The 14,242-nt window shown below is 71.1% G+C and carries 13 protein-coding genes; 6 read left to right on the top strand and 7 right to left on the bottom strand.

The window, feature by feature from the left end; all coding sequences use genetic code 11:
* Nucleotides 1-28: 28 nt before the first annotated feature.
* From ABD733_RS06095 to ABD733_RS06080, 4 genes are read left to right on the top strand one after another with little or no spacing between them, the layout of a single operon-like run.
* Nucleotides 29-970: a carbohydrate ABC transporter permease gene (locus ABD733_RS06095; RefSeq protein ID WP_344794119.1), complete on the top strand. Its 942-nt coding sequence runs from the start codon at nucleotides 29-31 to the stop codon at nucleotides 968-970.
* Entirely contained in the window at nucleotides 967-1,902 is a 936-nt protein-coding gene (locus ABD733_RS06090; RefSeq protein WP_344794118.1) for a carbohydrate ABC transporter permease, read from the top strand. Before ABD733_RS06095 ends, ABD733_RS06090 begins: the two co-directional genes overlap by 4 nt.
* Nucleotides 1,899-3,950 (top strand): beta-galactosidase, encoded by a 2,052-nt coding sequence (locus ABD733_RS06085; RefSeq protein WP_344794117.1) that lies wholly within the window; start codon nucleotides 1,899-1,901, stop codon nucleotides 3,948-3,950. The genes ABD733_RS06090 and ABD733_RS06085 overlap by 4 nt, the downstream gene beginning before the upstream one ends.
* Before the next feature lie 9 nt (nucleotides 3,951-3,959).
* Nucleotides 3,960-5,357, top strand: a complete 1,398-nt coding sequence (locus ABD733_RS06080) for a glucose-6-phosphate dehydrogenase (RefSeq protein WP_344794116.1) — start codon at nucleotides 3,960-3,962, stop codon at nucleotides 5,355-5,357.
* A gap of 27 nt (nucleotides 5,358-5,384) precedes the next feature.
* Here ABD733_RS06080 and ABD733_RS06075 read toward each other — a convergent pair whose 3' ends face one another.
* On the bottom strand, nucleotides 5,385-5,726 hold the full coding sequence (locus tag ABD733_RS06075; protein WP_344794115.1) for a DUF7882 family protein: 342 nt from the start codon (nucleotides 5,724-5,726) through the stop codon (nucleotides 5,385-5,387).
* A 113-nt stretch (nucleotides 5,727-5,839) separates the two neighbouring features.
* Entirely contained in the window at nucleotides 5,840-6,640 is an 801-nt protein-coding gene (locus ABD733_RS06070; RefSeq protein ID WP_344794114.1) for a nucleotidyltransferase domain-containing protein, read from the bottom strand.
* Between the two features lie 33 nt (nucleotides 6,641-6,673).
* Here ABD733_RS06070 and ABD733_RS06065 point away from each other — a divergent pair, with 33 nt between their 5' ends.
* Entirely contained in the window at nucleotides 6,674-7,405 is a 732-nt protein-coding gene (locus ABD733_RS06065) for an SDR family oxidoreductase (RefSeq protein WP_344794113.1), read from the top strand.
* A 78-nt stretch (nucleotides 7,406-7,483) separates the two neighbouring features.
* Here ABD733_RS06065 and ABD733_RS06060 read toward each other — a convergent pair whose 3' ends face one another.
* Both ABD733_RS06060 and ABD733_RS06055 read right to left on the bottom strand, forming a co-directional pair.
* A complete protein-coding gene (locus ABD733_RS06060; protein WP_425552863.1) occupies nucleotides 7,484-9,472 on the bottom strand; it encodes an APC family permease in 1,989 nt (662 codons plus the stop codon).
* Complete coding sequence (locus ABD733_RS06055; protein WP_344794112.1) at nucleotides 9,469-10,101, bottom strand: DNA-3-methyladenine glycosylase I; 633 nt, start codon at nucleotides 10,099-10,101, stop codon at nucleotides 9,469-9,471. Before ABD733_RS06055 ends, ABD733_RS06060 begins: the two co-directional genes overlap by 4 nt.
* A gap of 69 nt (nucleotides 10,102-10,170) precedes the next feature.
* On the opposite strand from ABD733_RS06055, the gene ABD733_RS06050 reads away from it, so the two are divergent.
* Nucleotides 10,171-11,151: an amidohydrolase family protein gene (locus tag ABD733_RS06050; protein WP_344794111.1), complete on the top strand. Its 981-nt coding sequence runs from the start codon at nucleotides 10,171-10,173 to the stop codon at nucleotides 11,149-11,151.
* A 43-nt stretch (nucleotides 11,152-11,194) separates the two neighbouring features.
* Here ABD733_RS06050 and ABD733_RS06045 read toward each other — a convergent pair whose 3' ends face one another.
* From ABD733_RS06045 to ABD733_RS06035, 3 genes are read right to left on the bottom strand one after another with little or no spacing between them, the layout of a single operon-like run.
* Entirely contained in the window at nucleotides 11,195-11,473 is a 279-nt protein-coding gene (locus tag ABD733_RS06045; protein WP_344794110.1) for an acylphosphatase, read from the bottom strand.
* A gap of 11 nt (nucleotides 11,474-11,484) precedes the next feature.
* Nucleotides 11,485-12,471 carry an aldo/keto reductase gene (locus tag ABD733_RS06040; protein WP_344794109.1) on the bottom strand — a complete coding sequence of 329 codons (987 nt, stop codon included), beginning with the start codon at nucleotides 12,469-12,471 and terminating at the stop codon, nucleotides 11,485-11,487.
* A 9-nt stretch (nucleotides 12,472-12,480) separates the two neighbouring features.
* A complete protein-coding gene (locus ABD733_RS06035; RefSeq protein ID WP_344794108.1) occupies nucleotides 12,481-14,196 on the bottom strand; it encodes a hypothetical protein in 1,716 nt (571 codons plus the stop codon).
* Nucleotides 14,197-14,242: the final 46 nt, after the last annotated feature.

Genomic DNA, 14,242 nt, shown 5'->3' with positions numbered 1-14,242 from the left:
ACCTCTGATGTGAACGAAGGAGTTCCTCATGACCCAGACCGTCGCGGCGCCATCCCGGGCGTCGACGGGGGCGAGACGGCGCACGAACGCGAACCAGCGGCGGCAGAACCGGGCTGCGTACCTGTTCGTGGCCCCGTTCATGCTCGTGTTCGTCCTGATGCTCCTCGTCCCGCTCTTCTACTCCGGCTATCTCAGCCTCTTCGCCACCCGGCTCATCGGCGGGTCGCAGTTCGCCTGGCTCACGAACTACATCCGCGCCTTCACCGACGCGGACTTCCTCGCGGGCGTCGGGCGGATGGGGCTGTTCCTCGTCATCCAGGTGCCGATCATGCTCTGCCTGGCGCTCTTTCTCGCGCTCGCGATCGACTCCGGTCGAGCCCGCGGCGCCGGCGCCATCCGGCTGCTCGTGTTCCTGCCCTACGCCGTCCCGGGCGTCGTCGCCACGCTGATGTGGGGCTACCTCTACGGCCAGGACTTCGGACCGATCGCGCAGGTGTTCCGCGCCCTCGGCTTCGGGGCGCCGAACCTCCTCAGCGCGAGCACGATCCTCGGCTCGATCATGAACATCGTGACGTGGGAGTTCGTCGGCTACAACATGATCATCATGTACGCGGCCCTCCGGTCGATCCCGTCCGAGCTGTTCGAGGCGGCCGAGATCGACGGCGCCGGCCAGTTCCGCATCGCGTGGAGCATCAAGATCCCAGCGATCCGCCCGGCGATCATGCTCACCGTGATCTTCTCGATCATCGGGACCTTCCAGCTCTTCAACGAGCCGAGCCTCCTGAAGGGCCTCGCCCCGAACGTGATCGACAACGCGTTCACCCCGAACTACTACGCCTACAACCTCGCGTTCATCAACCAGGACGTCAACTACGCCGCCGCGATCGCGTTCCTCCTCGGGATCGTCATCGCCATCGTGTCGTACGTCGTCCAGCTGTCGACGCAGCGAAGGGAGGCGCGCGCCTCATGACCACCGCGACCACCGGCGAGTCCACTCGACCGGCAAGCTCGAGGGCGCAGGATCCCGCCCGCCCCCGCACGAAGAGGGCCTACAACCGCGACCGGCGGCGTTCGAACCTCCTGACCGTCATCCTCTGGCTGCTGGCGCTCTACTTCATCCTGCCGATCGCCTGGCTGGCCATCGCCTCGACGAAGGACAACGCCGACCTCTTCTCGACCTTCGGCTACGCCTTCGGCCACTTCAACCTGTTCCAGAACCTGCAGGACGTCTTCACGACCTCGAACGGCATCTACCTGCAGTGGGCGCTGAACACCGTGATCTATGCGGCGGTCAGTGCGATCGGCGCGTCGTTCCTCGCGACGATGGCGGGCTACGCGTTCGCGAAGTACCGGTTCCCGGGCGCGAAGATCCTGTTCAGCGTCGTGCTCGGCGCGATCATGATCCCGCTGACGGCGCTGGCCCTGCCGACGTACCTGATCTTCAGCCAGTTCGGCATCACGAACACGCCGATCGCGGTCATCGTGCCGTCGCTCGTGAGTCCGTTCGGGGTCTTCCTGATGCGGGTCTACGCGGCCGACGCGATCCCCGACTCGATGATCGAGGCGGCCCGTGTCGACGGCGCCGGCGAGTTCCGGATCTTCTGGCAGGTGGGCCTCCGCCTTCTCGGCCCCGGCATCGTCACCGTGTTCCTGTTCGCCCTGGTCGCGACCTGGAACAACTACTTCCTCCCTCTGATCATGCTGAACTCGTCGAACCTCTACCCGCTGACCGTGGGCCTCGCGCAGCAGCAGGCGACCAGCGCCGGTGGCGGCGGGTCGCAGGCGCTGTTCTCGACGGTGATCACAGGATCCGCCGTCTCGATCGTGCCGCTGATCATCGCGTTCCTCTTCCTGCAGCGGTACTGGCAGACCGGTCTCGCCTCCGGGAGCGTGAAGGAGTGAGCGACGTGCTGGGACGCCGCTTCGCCTTCGGCGGCGACTACAACCCCGAGCAGTGGCCCGCCGAGGTCTGGCCGGAGGACGTCTCCCTGATGAACCGGGCCGGCGTGAACCTCGCCTCCGTCGGCATCTTCTCGTGGGCCAGGATCGAGCCCCGCGACGGCGAGTTCGACTTCGCCTGGCTCGACGAGGTCCTCGAGCTGCTGCACGCGGGAGGCGTCCGGGTCGACCTGGCCACGGCGACCGCGTCACCGCCGCCGTGGCTCCTCGTGAAGCACCCGGAGATGCGGCCGCAGCTCGAGGACGGCACCCGGCTCTCGTCCGGCAGCCGGCAGGCGTACTGCCCGTCGTCGCCGGTCTACCGCCGCCACGCTGAACGGCTGGTCCGGGCGATCGTCGACCGCTACGCCGACCACCCCGCCCTCGAGCTCTGGCACGTCAACAACGAGTACGGCTGCCACGTGAGCCACTGCTACTGCGATGCCTCGGCCGACGCGTTCCGCGTCTTCCTCCGCGACCGGTACGGCGACATCGACCGGCTGAACGAGGCGTGGGGCACGGCCTTCTGGTCGCAGCGCTACGACTCGTTCGACGAGATCCTGCCGCCCCGGTCGGCGCCGACGTTCAAGAACCCGACGCAGCTGCTCGACTTCGACCGCTTCTCGTCGCGGGAGCTCCTCGAGTGCTACCGGGCCGAGGTCCGGGTGATCCGCGAGCGGTCGAGCGTGCCGATCACGACGAACTTCATGGGGTTCTTCAAGGCGGTCGACTACTGGGCCTGGGCTCCCGAGGTCGACGTCGTCTCGGACGACTCCTATCCCGACCCCGCCGACCCGCTGGCGCCGGTGTTCGGCGCCATGCAGCGCGACCTCCTGCGCTCCCTCGGGGGCGGCAAGCCGTGGCTGCTGATGGAGCAGTCGCCGAGCGCCGTGAACTGGCGGGAGCGGAACGCCGCGAAGCGCCCCGGGCAGATGCGGGCGTGGAGCTACCAGTGCGTCGGCCGCGGCGCCGACGGCATCCTGTTCTTCCAGTGGCGGCAGGCGAAGGCCGGTGCGGAGAAGTTCCACGCCGGGATGCTGCCGCACGGCGGCACCGACACCCGTGTGTTCCGCGAGGTGGAGGCGCTCGGCGCCGAACTCGCCTCGCTCGCTTCGTCGGGCCTCCTCGGGAGCCGCGTCGAGGCCGACGTCGCCGTCGTCTTCGACTGGGACAGCTGGTGGGCCCTCGAGCAGGAGGCGGCGCCGACGAGGCTGTCGTACCTCGAGGGCGTCTTCTCCTGGTACCGCGCGCTCGCCGCGGCAGGCGTCACCGTCGACTTCGTCCGCGCCACCGACGACCTCTCGGCCTACCGCCTCGTCGTGGTCCCGCACCTCCTCGTCGCCGGCGACCGGCAGCTCGAGGCCCTCGACGCCTACGCCGCGGCAGGCGGCACCCTGATCGCCACCTACCAGACGGCCGTCACCGACGAGGACCTCCACATCCGCACCGGGGGATACCTCGGGGTGCTCCAGGACACCCTCGGCCTCTGGGTCGAGGAGTTCACGCCGCCGGCAGCGCCCGACCTCGCGGCCCGCGGCGGCACTCCTCCGCCGGCGCTCGCCGTCGAGGGCGACGTGCTCGGCGGGAGAGCCGAGGCGGGCCTCTGGGCCGAGGTCGTGCGGGTGACCGCGGCGCGCGTCGAGGCGGCCTTCGTCGGCGGCGTCGAGGCAGGTCGGCCGGCGGTCACGAGCAACGCCCGGGGCGCAGGATCCGCGTGGTACGTGGCGACCCAGCTCTCCGACGACGCGCTGCTGCACCTCGTGCTCCACCTCGCGGAGCTGGCCGGCGTCGAGCGGCTGCCGCGCGTCGACGGCGTCGAGTTCGTCCGCCGAGGCGGGCTCCTGGTCGCCGTCAACCACGGGGAGGAGGCCGTCACCCTCGACGAGCCGGGGGAGGACGTCCTCACGGGAGCGCCGGGTCGCGAGCTCGAGCTCGGTCCGCAGGGCGTCGCGATCCTGCGCCAGGCGCACTGTGGAGACCTGGACGGGACGCGTCGGGCCCGGCTGGAATAGCATCCAGCCATGCCCGACGCGTCTACGTCCACCCTGCTCATCCTCGGCGCCTCCGGCGACCTCTCGGCCCGCCTGCTGATGCCCGGCCTCGGCATGCTGCTGACGAAGGAGCCCGAGCGGCGGGTGCAGCTGCTCGGCGCCGGCGTCGAGGAGATCTCGGACGCCGACTGGAAGAAGCGCGTGAAGGCGTCGTTCGACAGCGAGGGCGCCTCCGGGCCGGCCGTCGAGCAGCTCCTCGCGACCACCACCTACATGACCTCGGACGTCACCGCGAAGGACGACCTGCAGGCTCTCTTCGACGCCTGTGAGGCGACCCCCGCGGTCTACTTCGCCCTGCCGCCGGCCATCACCGAGAAGGCGTGCGAGCAGCTCGCGACGATGGACCTCCCGCCCGAGACGTCGCTCGCCCTCGAGAAGCCCTTCGGCACCGACGAGGAGAGCGCGAAGCACCTGAACGCCCTGCTTGCACGTATCGTGCCGGAGGGCAGGATCCACCGGGTCGACCACTTCCTCGGCCGGTCGACCGTGCTCAACCTCCTCGGCCTCCGGTTCGCGAACCGCCTCATCGAGCCGATGCTGTCGAACCGCGACGTGGAGAGCATCGAGATCGTCTACGACGAGCAGCTCGGCCTGGAGAACCGCGCCAGGTACTACGACCACGCCGGCGCGCTGGTCGACATGATCCAGAGCCACCTGCTGCAGGTCATGGCGGTCCTCGTGATGGAGGCCCCGGCGACCCTCCGCGCCGAGGACCTCCGCGACCAGAAGCAGCTCGCCCTCCGAGCGACCCGCATCTGGGAGGACGACCCGACCTCGAGCCGCCGGGCGCGCTACTCGGCCGGGACCGTCGACGGCCGCGAGCTCCCCGCCTACCGCGACGAGGACGGCGTCGACCCCGACCTCGGCACGGAGACGCTCGCCGAGGTCGTCGTCGAGGTGCGGAACATGCGGTGGGCGGGGGTCCCGATCCTGCTCCGCTCCGGCAAGGCGCTCGCGTCGCACCGGCGGGAGATCATCGTGACGTTCAAGGCGCCGAGCCACGTGCCGCCGGAGTTCACGACGCTCCGCTCGGCCGACCGGCTCCGCATCTGCATCGCACCCGACGAGATGTCGCTCGAGATCAACGTGAACGGCCCCGGCGACCCCTACGTCATCGACCGGGCGACCCTGAAGACCGAGTTCAACGCGGGCGACCTCCCCGCCTACGGCGAGGTGCTCCAGGGGATCCTGGACGGCGACGCGGCCCTGTCGGTGCGCGGCGACGCGGCCGTCGAGGGCTGGCGCATCGTGGCGCCGGTGCTCACGGCGTGGAAGGACGGCCGGGTCCCGCTCGACGAGTACCCGGCAGGATCTGACGGACCCGAGTCGTGGCCCGCGCCCGACGTGGTGGTCCCGGCCGAGCGCTGACGGTCGCGCGCGCAGGCGCGGCCCCGCTCAGCCGTCCTGGGGCCAGGTCTCGGCTGTCTCGGACGGCTCCGGGATGATCCTGAGCCCTGCCCCGCTGTTCGCGAGCGAGGTGAGCTGGGCGATCCACATCCGGTTGATCCGCGGTGCCCGGCTGCCGAAGAAGTGGAAGCTGAGATCGGCGTCGGGGTGCAGCCAGACGCTGGTCCGCCCCTCCCCGGACGACGCGTCCTCGCGCCAGGAGAAGACGAAGGACTCCCGCCGCCGCAGCTTCGAGACGATCACCACCTGGAGATGGGCGAGGAGTCGATCATCGAGATGGACCTCGATGGGGACGGAGCCGTAGGCGAAGGTTCCGATGGTGCTGCTCATTCCGGATCGTTTGTGCGGGACCCCGTGACTTTACGAGAGACCGGGGCCGGACGCCGACCCCTTGACGACGGCTGTCGCCCGCTGGTATGCCCGGCGCTACGGCAGTGCGGGTCTCAGCCCAGCGTCATCCTGCGGAAGAAGGCGTCGGCCGCGGCTCGCTTCTCGGCGGACGGTCGGAGCTCCGCACGCTCGTAGAGCTCGTCTGCTCGGGCGAACTCCGCCTCGATGAAGGCCGCGACGGCCGGTGGCGTGGCACCCGTGCCGATCTCCCGGGTGACCCGCTTGCGCTCCAGCAGCTCGCGCGTCTCGCGCAGGACCGGCTCGGGCGGATCCGACTCGGCGAGGAGCGTCTCGAGCTCCATCGGGACCACCGCGGACGCGGGATTCTCGAGGAGCCAGCGAAGGGCGGCGGCAGCTCGGAGCGCGTAGAAGATGCGCTTGAGCTTGACCTCGCTCCCGTCTGCCCGCCAGTTGTTCCGGCCCGTGTGGAGGTAGTGCCGGCCGGTCAGCGGCCTGTCGGCGACTTCTGCGGCGAGAGCCAGCAGGCCGTCGCGGAAGGTCTCGTCGCCGCGGTAGACGATGGGGGAGCGGAGCCACTCGACGACGACGGCGTTGCCCTGTGTCAGGAGCCGGACGGCCTTGGCGAGGTCCCAGCCGTTGACGTCGAAGACCTCGTCGAGGGGAGTCTCGATGACGTCGCGGTCGGGCCAGAGCGAGAGGTAGTCCCGAGCGGGGCGCACGTAGAGGAAGCGGCAGTCGTAGTCGCTGTCGGGCGACGGGAAGCCCCAGGCGCGGCTTCCGCTCTCGATCGCCCAGGGCACGCCGACGCCGTGATCGCGGACCACTCCGTCGAGACGGGCGTCGATCTCAGCCACCACCGCGGGATCGAGGTCTTCCGGAACACGTCTCAGCATCCTCCGACGCTAGCGGACGGGCAGGATGGGGTCATGGTCTTCGACAGCACAGCCGGCCTCGGCGCGCCCTCCCCCCTTCCCACCGCCCTCGTGACCGGAGCGACCCGGGGGATCGGCCGCGCGATCGCCGAGGACCTCGGCCGGACGCACCACGTCATCCTCGCCGGTCGCGACCAGGGGGCCCTCGACGCCCTCGCCGCGACCCTGCCGTCGGCGTCGACCTGGGCCGTGGAGCTCGCCGGCGAGGAGCCCCTCGACGGGTTCCTCGAGAACGTCCCCGACTCCGGTCTCGACGTCGTCGTCCACTCCGCCGGGATCGAGGCGGGCGCGACAGTCGAGGAGACCGACCGGGTCACCTGGCGGCAGGTGCTCGAGGTGAACGTCGTGGCGGTCGCGGAGGTGACCCGGCTGGCACTCCCGGCGCTCCGGCGAGCCGAGGGGACGGTGATCCTGATCAACTCCGGCTCGGGGTTCGCGTCGAACCCGGGCGGCAGCGTCTACGCCGCCAGCAAGTTCGCGCTGCGGGCCTTCGCCGACGCGCTGCGCGAGGAGGAGCGCGGGAACGGGGTCCGGGTGAGCTCGGTGCACCCCGGGCGCACCGACAGCGACATGCAGCGCGCCCTCGTCGCCAAGCAGGGCGGCACCTACGACACCGACTTCTACCTGGCCGCGCAGGATGTCGCCGACGCCGTCCGCCTCGTCGTCGACCTGCCGGGCAACGCGGTCGCCGAGAGCGTCTCGGTGCGGCCGCTGCGCAAGGCCTGAGCTCACCGCGTCACGCCTGACGCACCGCGTCCCGTCAGGACGAGACGCGGTGCGTATCCCGTGACGCGGTGGCGCCGACTAGCTCACGTGGACGTCGGGCCGCCGCGCGCGGTCGTGCTCCGCGCGGCGCAGCACCTCGCGCGTCACGGGGGCGACCTCGCCGACACCCGTGACCAGGAACTTGAACATGTTCGAGATCGGGCTGCCCTCGGTCCACTCGAAGTAGATGTCGGGCTTGACGCCGGTGACGTCGCGGATCTCGAGCAGGATCGTCGCGATCGTGTTGGGCACGTTGCCGCTTCGGACCTTGAGCACGCGGTAGCCGTGCATCGTGACGCCGCGGACCTCGAGGTCCTCCTCGAAGTTGGACGAGTCGTCGGGGTAGACCTCGAGGAAGATGATCGGCGACCGCATCGGGATGCCGCTCGCCTTCCGCTCGTCGGCGAGCTTCGTCTTGTACTCCAGGCGGGAGCCGTCGTCGGGCTCGTTCGAGACGATCCGGACGGCGCCGTACTCGTCGGCGTCCTCCTGCACGAACGACAGCGCCGCGTCGTCGAGCGAGACGCTCGTCGCCCGCAGCTGGAACGACCGGCGGATGCGCGACAGGATCGACACCACGAAGATCCCGACGATGAACAGGGCCGCGATGCGGACGCCCTCGGGCCGCTCGATGATGTTGAGCACGGTCGTGTAGCCGAAGACCGCCACGGCGGCACCGAAGCCGATCGTGCGCTTCCGCTGCTGCTTGTGGAGCGCGGACAGGAACACCGCCACCGAGGCCGAGGTGATGAGCACGAGCACGCCGGTCGCGTACGCGCCGCCCTGCTTGTCGACGTCGGCCTGGAACAGGATCGTGATCAGGAACCCGATGGCCGTGAACACCAGGACCAGGGGGCGCACCGCCGACGCCCACTGCGGCGCCATCCCGTAGCGCGGGAGGTAGCGCGGCACGAGGTTCAGGAGGCCGGCCAGGGCCGAGGCGCCGGCGAACCACAGGATGAAGATGGTCGAGACGTCGTAGACGGTGCCGAAGCCGTTGCCGAGGTACTGGTGGGCGAGGTACGCCAGCGCGCGGCCGTTGGCGGGCCCGCCCGACTGGAACGCCTTCTGCGGGATGAGGAGCGTCGTGACGATGCTCGAGGTGATGAGGAAGCAGCTCATCACGACGGCGGCGGTCGCGAGGAGGCGCTTGGCGCCTCTGATCCGGCCGCGAGGCAGCTCGGGGGTGTCGCTCTCGTCGCCGGTGATCTGCGGCATGACGGCGACGCCGGTCTCGAACCCGGACAGGCCGAGCGCCAGCTTCGGGAACACCAGCAGCGAGATGCCGATGATCGCGAGCGGGTTGGCGTGCTGCGTCGTGAGCGCCCTCCACCAGTCGTCGACGACGCCCGGGTTCTCGGCGATGTGGCCGAACGACACGATGATGACGACGGCGTTGAGCGTCAGGTAGATCGCGACGAGGACGACCGCGATGCCGATGGCCTCCTTGAAGCCGCGGAGGAACACGACGGCGAGCAGCGCGATGAGGAACAGGGTCAGCGGGATCTGCGCCCCGTGGAACCAGGACGGCGCGAACGGGTTCTCGATGGCGTGCGCGGTGGCGTCGGCCGCCGACAGGGTCACCGTGATCATGAAGTCGGTGGCGGCGAAGCCGAGCAGGACGAGGACGAACAGCTTGCCGCCCCACCACGGCAGCAGCCGCTCGAGCATGGCGATCGACCCCGACCCCTTGAAGCTCTCGCGGGCGACCCGGCGGTAGACCGGCAGCGCGCCGAGCAGCGTGAGCAGGACGAGGACGATCGTGGCGAACGGGGAGAGGAGCCCGGCGGCGACGGCGGCGATGGCCGGCTGGTAGCCGAGGGTCGAGAAGTAGTCGACGCCGGTGAGGCACATGACCCGCCACCACGAGTGCGTCTTCTCGACCGTCTCGGCGTGCGGCCCCGGGTGCTTGCCGGCCTGCGCGTTGGCGCCCTGCAGGAGCCAGGCCCGGAGGGAGCCTCTCGGCGCTCGGGACTGCTGGCCCTGTTCGAGCGCGTCGGTCACGCCGGTCTGATCTGTGGTGGTCACGGGACAGTTCTACTCGACGCAGGTGGGGATCCTGACCAGACGCCCGAAGTGCCGCGCCGGTGGCTCCCGACGAGGTGCGTGTCGACGATGCCGGTGGCCTCCATCAGGGCGTGCATCGTCGTCGGCCCCACGAAGCGGAACCCCTTCGCCTTCAGGGCCTTCGAGAGGGCGACGGACTCGGGCGAGGTGACCGGGATCTCGGCGACCGTCGTCGGCGCGGGCGTCTCCTCGGGGCGGAACGACCAGACGAGGTCGACCAGGCCGCCCTCGTCGCGGAGGGCGACGGTGGCGCGGGCGTTGTCGATGGTCGCGTCGATCTTGAGCCGGTTGCGGACGATGCCGGCGTCGGCGAGGAGCCGCGCCCGGTCGCCGTCGTCGAACCGCGCGACGACGTCGGGGTCGAAGTCGCGGAAGGCGAGCCGGAACGCGGGCCGCTTGTTCAGGATCGTCGACCAGGAAAGCCCCGACTGGAACGCCTCGAGGCTCAGCCGCTCGAACAGCCCCCGCTCGTCGCGGACCGGCATGCCCCACTCGGTGTCGTAGTAGAGGCGCATGCGCTCGTCGGACGCCGCCCAGCGCGGACGGGCGAGCCCGTCGGGCCCGGTGACGAGGTCGTCTTCGCTGGTCATGCAGGAAGCCTAGGGCCGGCCTCCGACACCGATTTGACCGGGGGCGGCAGGAGGGGATTCACTTGCACCATGCTCGAGGCGGCGTCTCCCCGTACGGCTCCCCGTCCGTCTGCCGCTGCGCCGGCCCCGGCCTCACCGCCGGCCGCCGTCGCGACCCGCATCGACCTCCACCAGCACCTGATGCCGCCGGAGTTCCTCGCGGCCCTCCGCAGCCGCACCGTGGTGCCGCGCCTCATCGACGACTGGACCCTCCTCACCGAGGGCGAGTCTCCGTACTCCCTCAACCCGCTCGCCCACGACGTCGAGCGGCGCCGGATGCGCGAGCTCGCGGAGGGCAAGGCGGACGTCCTCGTGTCGCTCCCCGGCAACCTCCGCGTGGAAGACCTCCCGGCCGACGACGCCCGGGCCCTCATCGACATCTGGCACCGCTCCGCCCTCGCGCTCGGCGACCCGTTCCGGGTCTGGGCCGCGACGCCCTGCGGGGAGTTCGACCTCGACGGCCTCCGCGCGATCCTGGCCCACGAGCGGGTCGTCGGTCTCCAGGTCCCGGCGACTCACCTGGCGACGGCAGCCGACCTCGAGCGCCTGCGACCGGTGCTCGCGCTGGTCGAGGAGGCCCGGAAGCCCGTGCTCGTGCACCCACGGCACGTCGTCGCGACGCCGAACCACGGCGTCGCCACCTCCGACACGCTTCCGCGCGCCGAGCAGCTGAAGGCCGCGTGGCTCACCTGGAACGAGGGAGGCCACGAGCAGCACCCGAGCCTCCGCATCGCGTTCGTCGCTCTCGCGGGGCTGGCGCCGCTCGCGCTCGCCGCGGCGTCGTCGCGGAGCGGCCGGCCGCCGAAGAGCGATCCCAACGTCTTCTACGAGACGAGCGCCTACGACGAGCGCGCCATCGACGCCATGGCCAGGATCGTCGGGGTCGGCCCGCTCGTGCACGGCTCCGACCGGCCGTTCCGTCAGCCGCGCGATCCCGAGCTCGGCCGCGTGTTCAACCACGCCGTGTTCTCGCAGAACCCGCGCACCCTGCTCACGGGCCACTCCGCCTGACGCGTCGCCTGCTCGCAGCGAGGCGCCCGCCCGCATCGAGCCGCTAGACGATGTCGAACGAGCTCGCGCCGACGGGCGGCTCGTCCGTCACCTCGACGGAGTCGACGCGCGCGCTCGGGGCACCGCCGGCGCGGAACCAGTTGACCAGCCGGTCGACGTCGTCGGCCGCACCCTCGACGTGCGCGAGGACGGTGCCGTCGGCGCGGTTCGTGACATCGCCCGAGACGCCGATCCTGGTGGCCTCCTGCACCGTCCAGTAGCGGAAGCCCACGCCCTGCACGAGCCCCGAGACGACGACCCTCTGCCGGATGCTCTCGCTCACCCGGTGCTCGCCTACCTGCTCACGCTCGACATGTCGCCGTACCGCTCGCCGCGGGGCGACGCAATGTCGTCGAGGGCCGTGACCTGCTCGTCGGTGAGCGCGACGCCGTCGGCGGCCACGTTCTCCTCGAGGTAGGCGACGCGCTTCGTGCCGGGGATCGGCGCGATGTCGGAGCCCTTCGCGAGCAGCCAGGCGAGGGCCACCTGTCCGGCCGTCGCGTGCACCTCGTCGGCCACCCGGTCGACCGCCTCGACGATCGCGATGTTGGCGGTGAGGTTGTCGCCCTGGAAGCGCGGGTTGAAGCGGCGGAAGTCGTCGTCGTCGAGGTCGTCGACGCTGCGGATCCGGCCGGTCAGGAACCCGCGACCGAGCGGCGAGTAGGGCACGAAGCCGATGCCGAGCTCGCGGATCGTCGGCAGGATCTCGTCCTCCGGCTCGCGCGACCAGAGCGAGTACTCCGTCTGCAGCGCCGTGATCGGGTGGACCGCGTGCGCGCGGCGGATGGTGGCGGGAGCCGCCTCGGAGAGCCCGAGGTGCCGCACCTTGCCGGCCTCGACGAGCTCGGCCATCGCGCCGACCGTGTCCTCGATGGGCACGGCCGTGTCGACGCGGTGCTGGTAGTAGAGGTCGATGTAGTCGATCCCGAGGCGGGAGAGCGAGCCGTCGACCGACTTCCTCACGTAGTCGGGCCTGCCGTCGATCGGGCGGTTCTTCCGCACCTCGGGGTCGGTGACGTTCCCGAACTTGGTGGCGACGACGACCCCGTCGCGGCGGCCGGCGAGGGCTCGTCCGAGGAGGCGCTCGTTGGTGAACGGGCCGTACATGTCGGCGGTGTCGAAGAGCGTGACTCCGAGGTCGATCGCGCGGTGGACGACGCGGATCGACTCCGCGTCGTCGGTCCCGCTACCCGTGTAGAAGGCCGACATACCCATGCAGCCGAGTCCGATGCGTGCGACGTCGAGGGCGGCGTCGCCGTGTCCGAGTGTGACGTGGTCCATGGCCCGACGCTACTCCCGGCCGGTGCGGCGCCTCCCGGCGCGCTCCCGCATCAGGAGGGCGGAGCCCGCGAGGGCCAGCAGGATCGCGACCGAGGCGGGCACGGCGGGGGTCGACCCGGTCATCGCGAGCTCGGCCGGAGTCGACGTCGAGCCCGGGGTGACCGTCGGCGGCGGTGTCGTCGATGCCGCTGCCGGCTGGACGAGCGGCACCGCGAGGGGGCCGGCCGCGGCGGGCGTCGTGAAGCGGATCGGCTGCCCGGTCGCGCCACCGACGACGAGCGTGTACGGCTCCGACGGGAAGAGGTCGGCCGTGAAGGCCCCGGTCTCGTCGGTGGTGACGGTCGTCGACGGCAGCGAGTCGTCGTCCGGGGTGAAGACGAGCGTCTCGTTCGCCGCAGGATCGCCGGAGGCCGTCAGAGCGGTGCCGGTCACCTCGATCGTCGCGGGCGTCGTCACCGGGGGAGCCGGGGGAGCCGGTTGCACGAGCGGCGCGTCGAGCGGGCCGTCGGCCTCGGGCGCCGTGAACGGGATCGGCTGGTCGGTCGCATCGCCGATCACGGCGGTGTAGGCCTGCGAGGGCACGAGGTCGGCCGTGAAGCCGCCGTCGGCATCCGTGAACGTGGACACCTCGGGGAGACCGTCGGCGACGGGTGTGAAGACGATCGGCTCTCCCGCCGCAGGATCGCCGTCGGCCGCGTCGATCGTCCCGGTCACCGCCACCGTCGGCACCGTGAACGCGAAGTCGAGCCCCGGGGTGTCGGCGTCGAGCGTGTCGAAGGCCAGGCGCGGGAGCGCGGCAGCCTCCGGCGGTGTGCCCGCCCCGACGGTGTAGCCGCTCGTCGACACGAGGCCGGGGAGGCTCCAGGTGCCGTCGTCCCCGCTCGTGGTCGTGCCGACGACGGCGCCCGAGGCGTCGCGGATCGTCAGCGGGACCCCGGAGACGGGCGTGCCGTTCACGGTGACCGTGCCGGACGGCGAGAAGGTCCTGGTCGCGAACCAGGTCTGGTAGACCGGCAGCCCCGAGCGCTCCTGATAGCTGATCGTCAGCGTCTTGAGCGGCACGGACGGGCTGAACCAGCCGGAGGCGCCCGAGGTGTCGGTCGCCGCCGTGTTCCCCTGCAGCACACCCGTCGTCGGGTTCCAGGTCGGGACGTCGGTCAGGCCGATCCCCGTGCACGACGGACCCCCGGCGCGCTGGCAGTAGTTGTAGGCGCCCTGGAAGCCGAGGTCGGCGATCGGGACGGCCGAGCCGTCGACAGCCGTTGCGGAGACGGTCGCCTGGTCGGCGTCGATGTCGCCGAGGACGAACGACCAGCCGCTCGCGGGAGTCGGCGTGGCGAAGGTGTAGGTGGTGATCGCGGGCGACGTCGGGTTGTCGGCGGCCGGCCGCTGGTTGAGGTACGTCTGGTTCCGGCTCGATCCGTAGAGGCCGCCGGGAGGCGTAGAGGCCGCCTGCCAGGTGCTCGCGCCCGTGACGACGGTGGCGTAGCGAGAGGTGCTCGTGAACGCGGTGTCCGGGAAGCCGCCCGGGAGGGTCATCGTGCCGGTGTAGGCGCGCGCCGACCCGGTGACGGTGAAGGAGCCCCACGCGCTCGCCTCGGCGGCGTGGGCCGCGCCGGCGTGACCGCCGAGCGTGAGAGCGAGACTGGACGCGGCGAGAGCCGCCACCGCCAGGACGGCGCGAGAGCGCGTGATCCTGCCGGGATTCTCGATGGTGTGCTGCATGACGACGACCTCCCCGATGAGCGGCGTCGACCCTGAACGACGGCAC

Source organism: Frondihabitans peucedani (assembly GCF_039537585.1).
Lineage (GTDB): Bacteria > Actinomycetota > Actinomycetes > Actinomycetales > Microbacteriaceae > Frondihabitans > Frondihabitans peucedani.
Note: the sequence above shows the minus strand (reverse complement) of the source record. Positions and strands in the feature narration are given on the sequence as shown.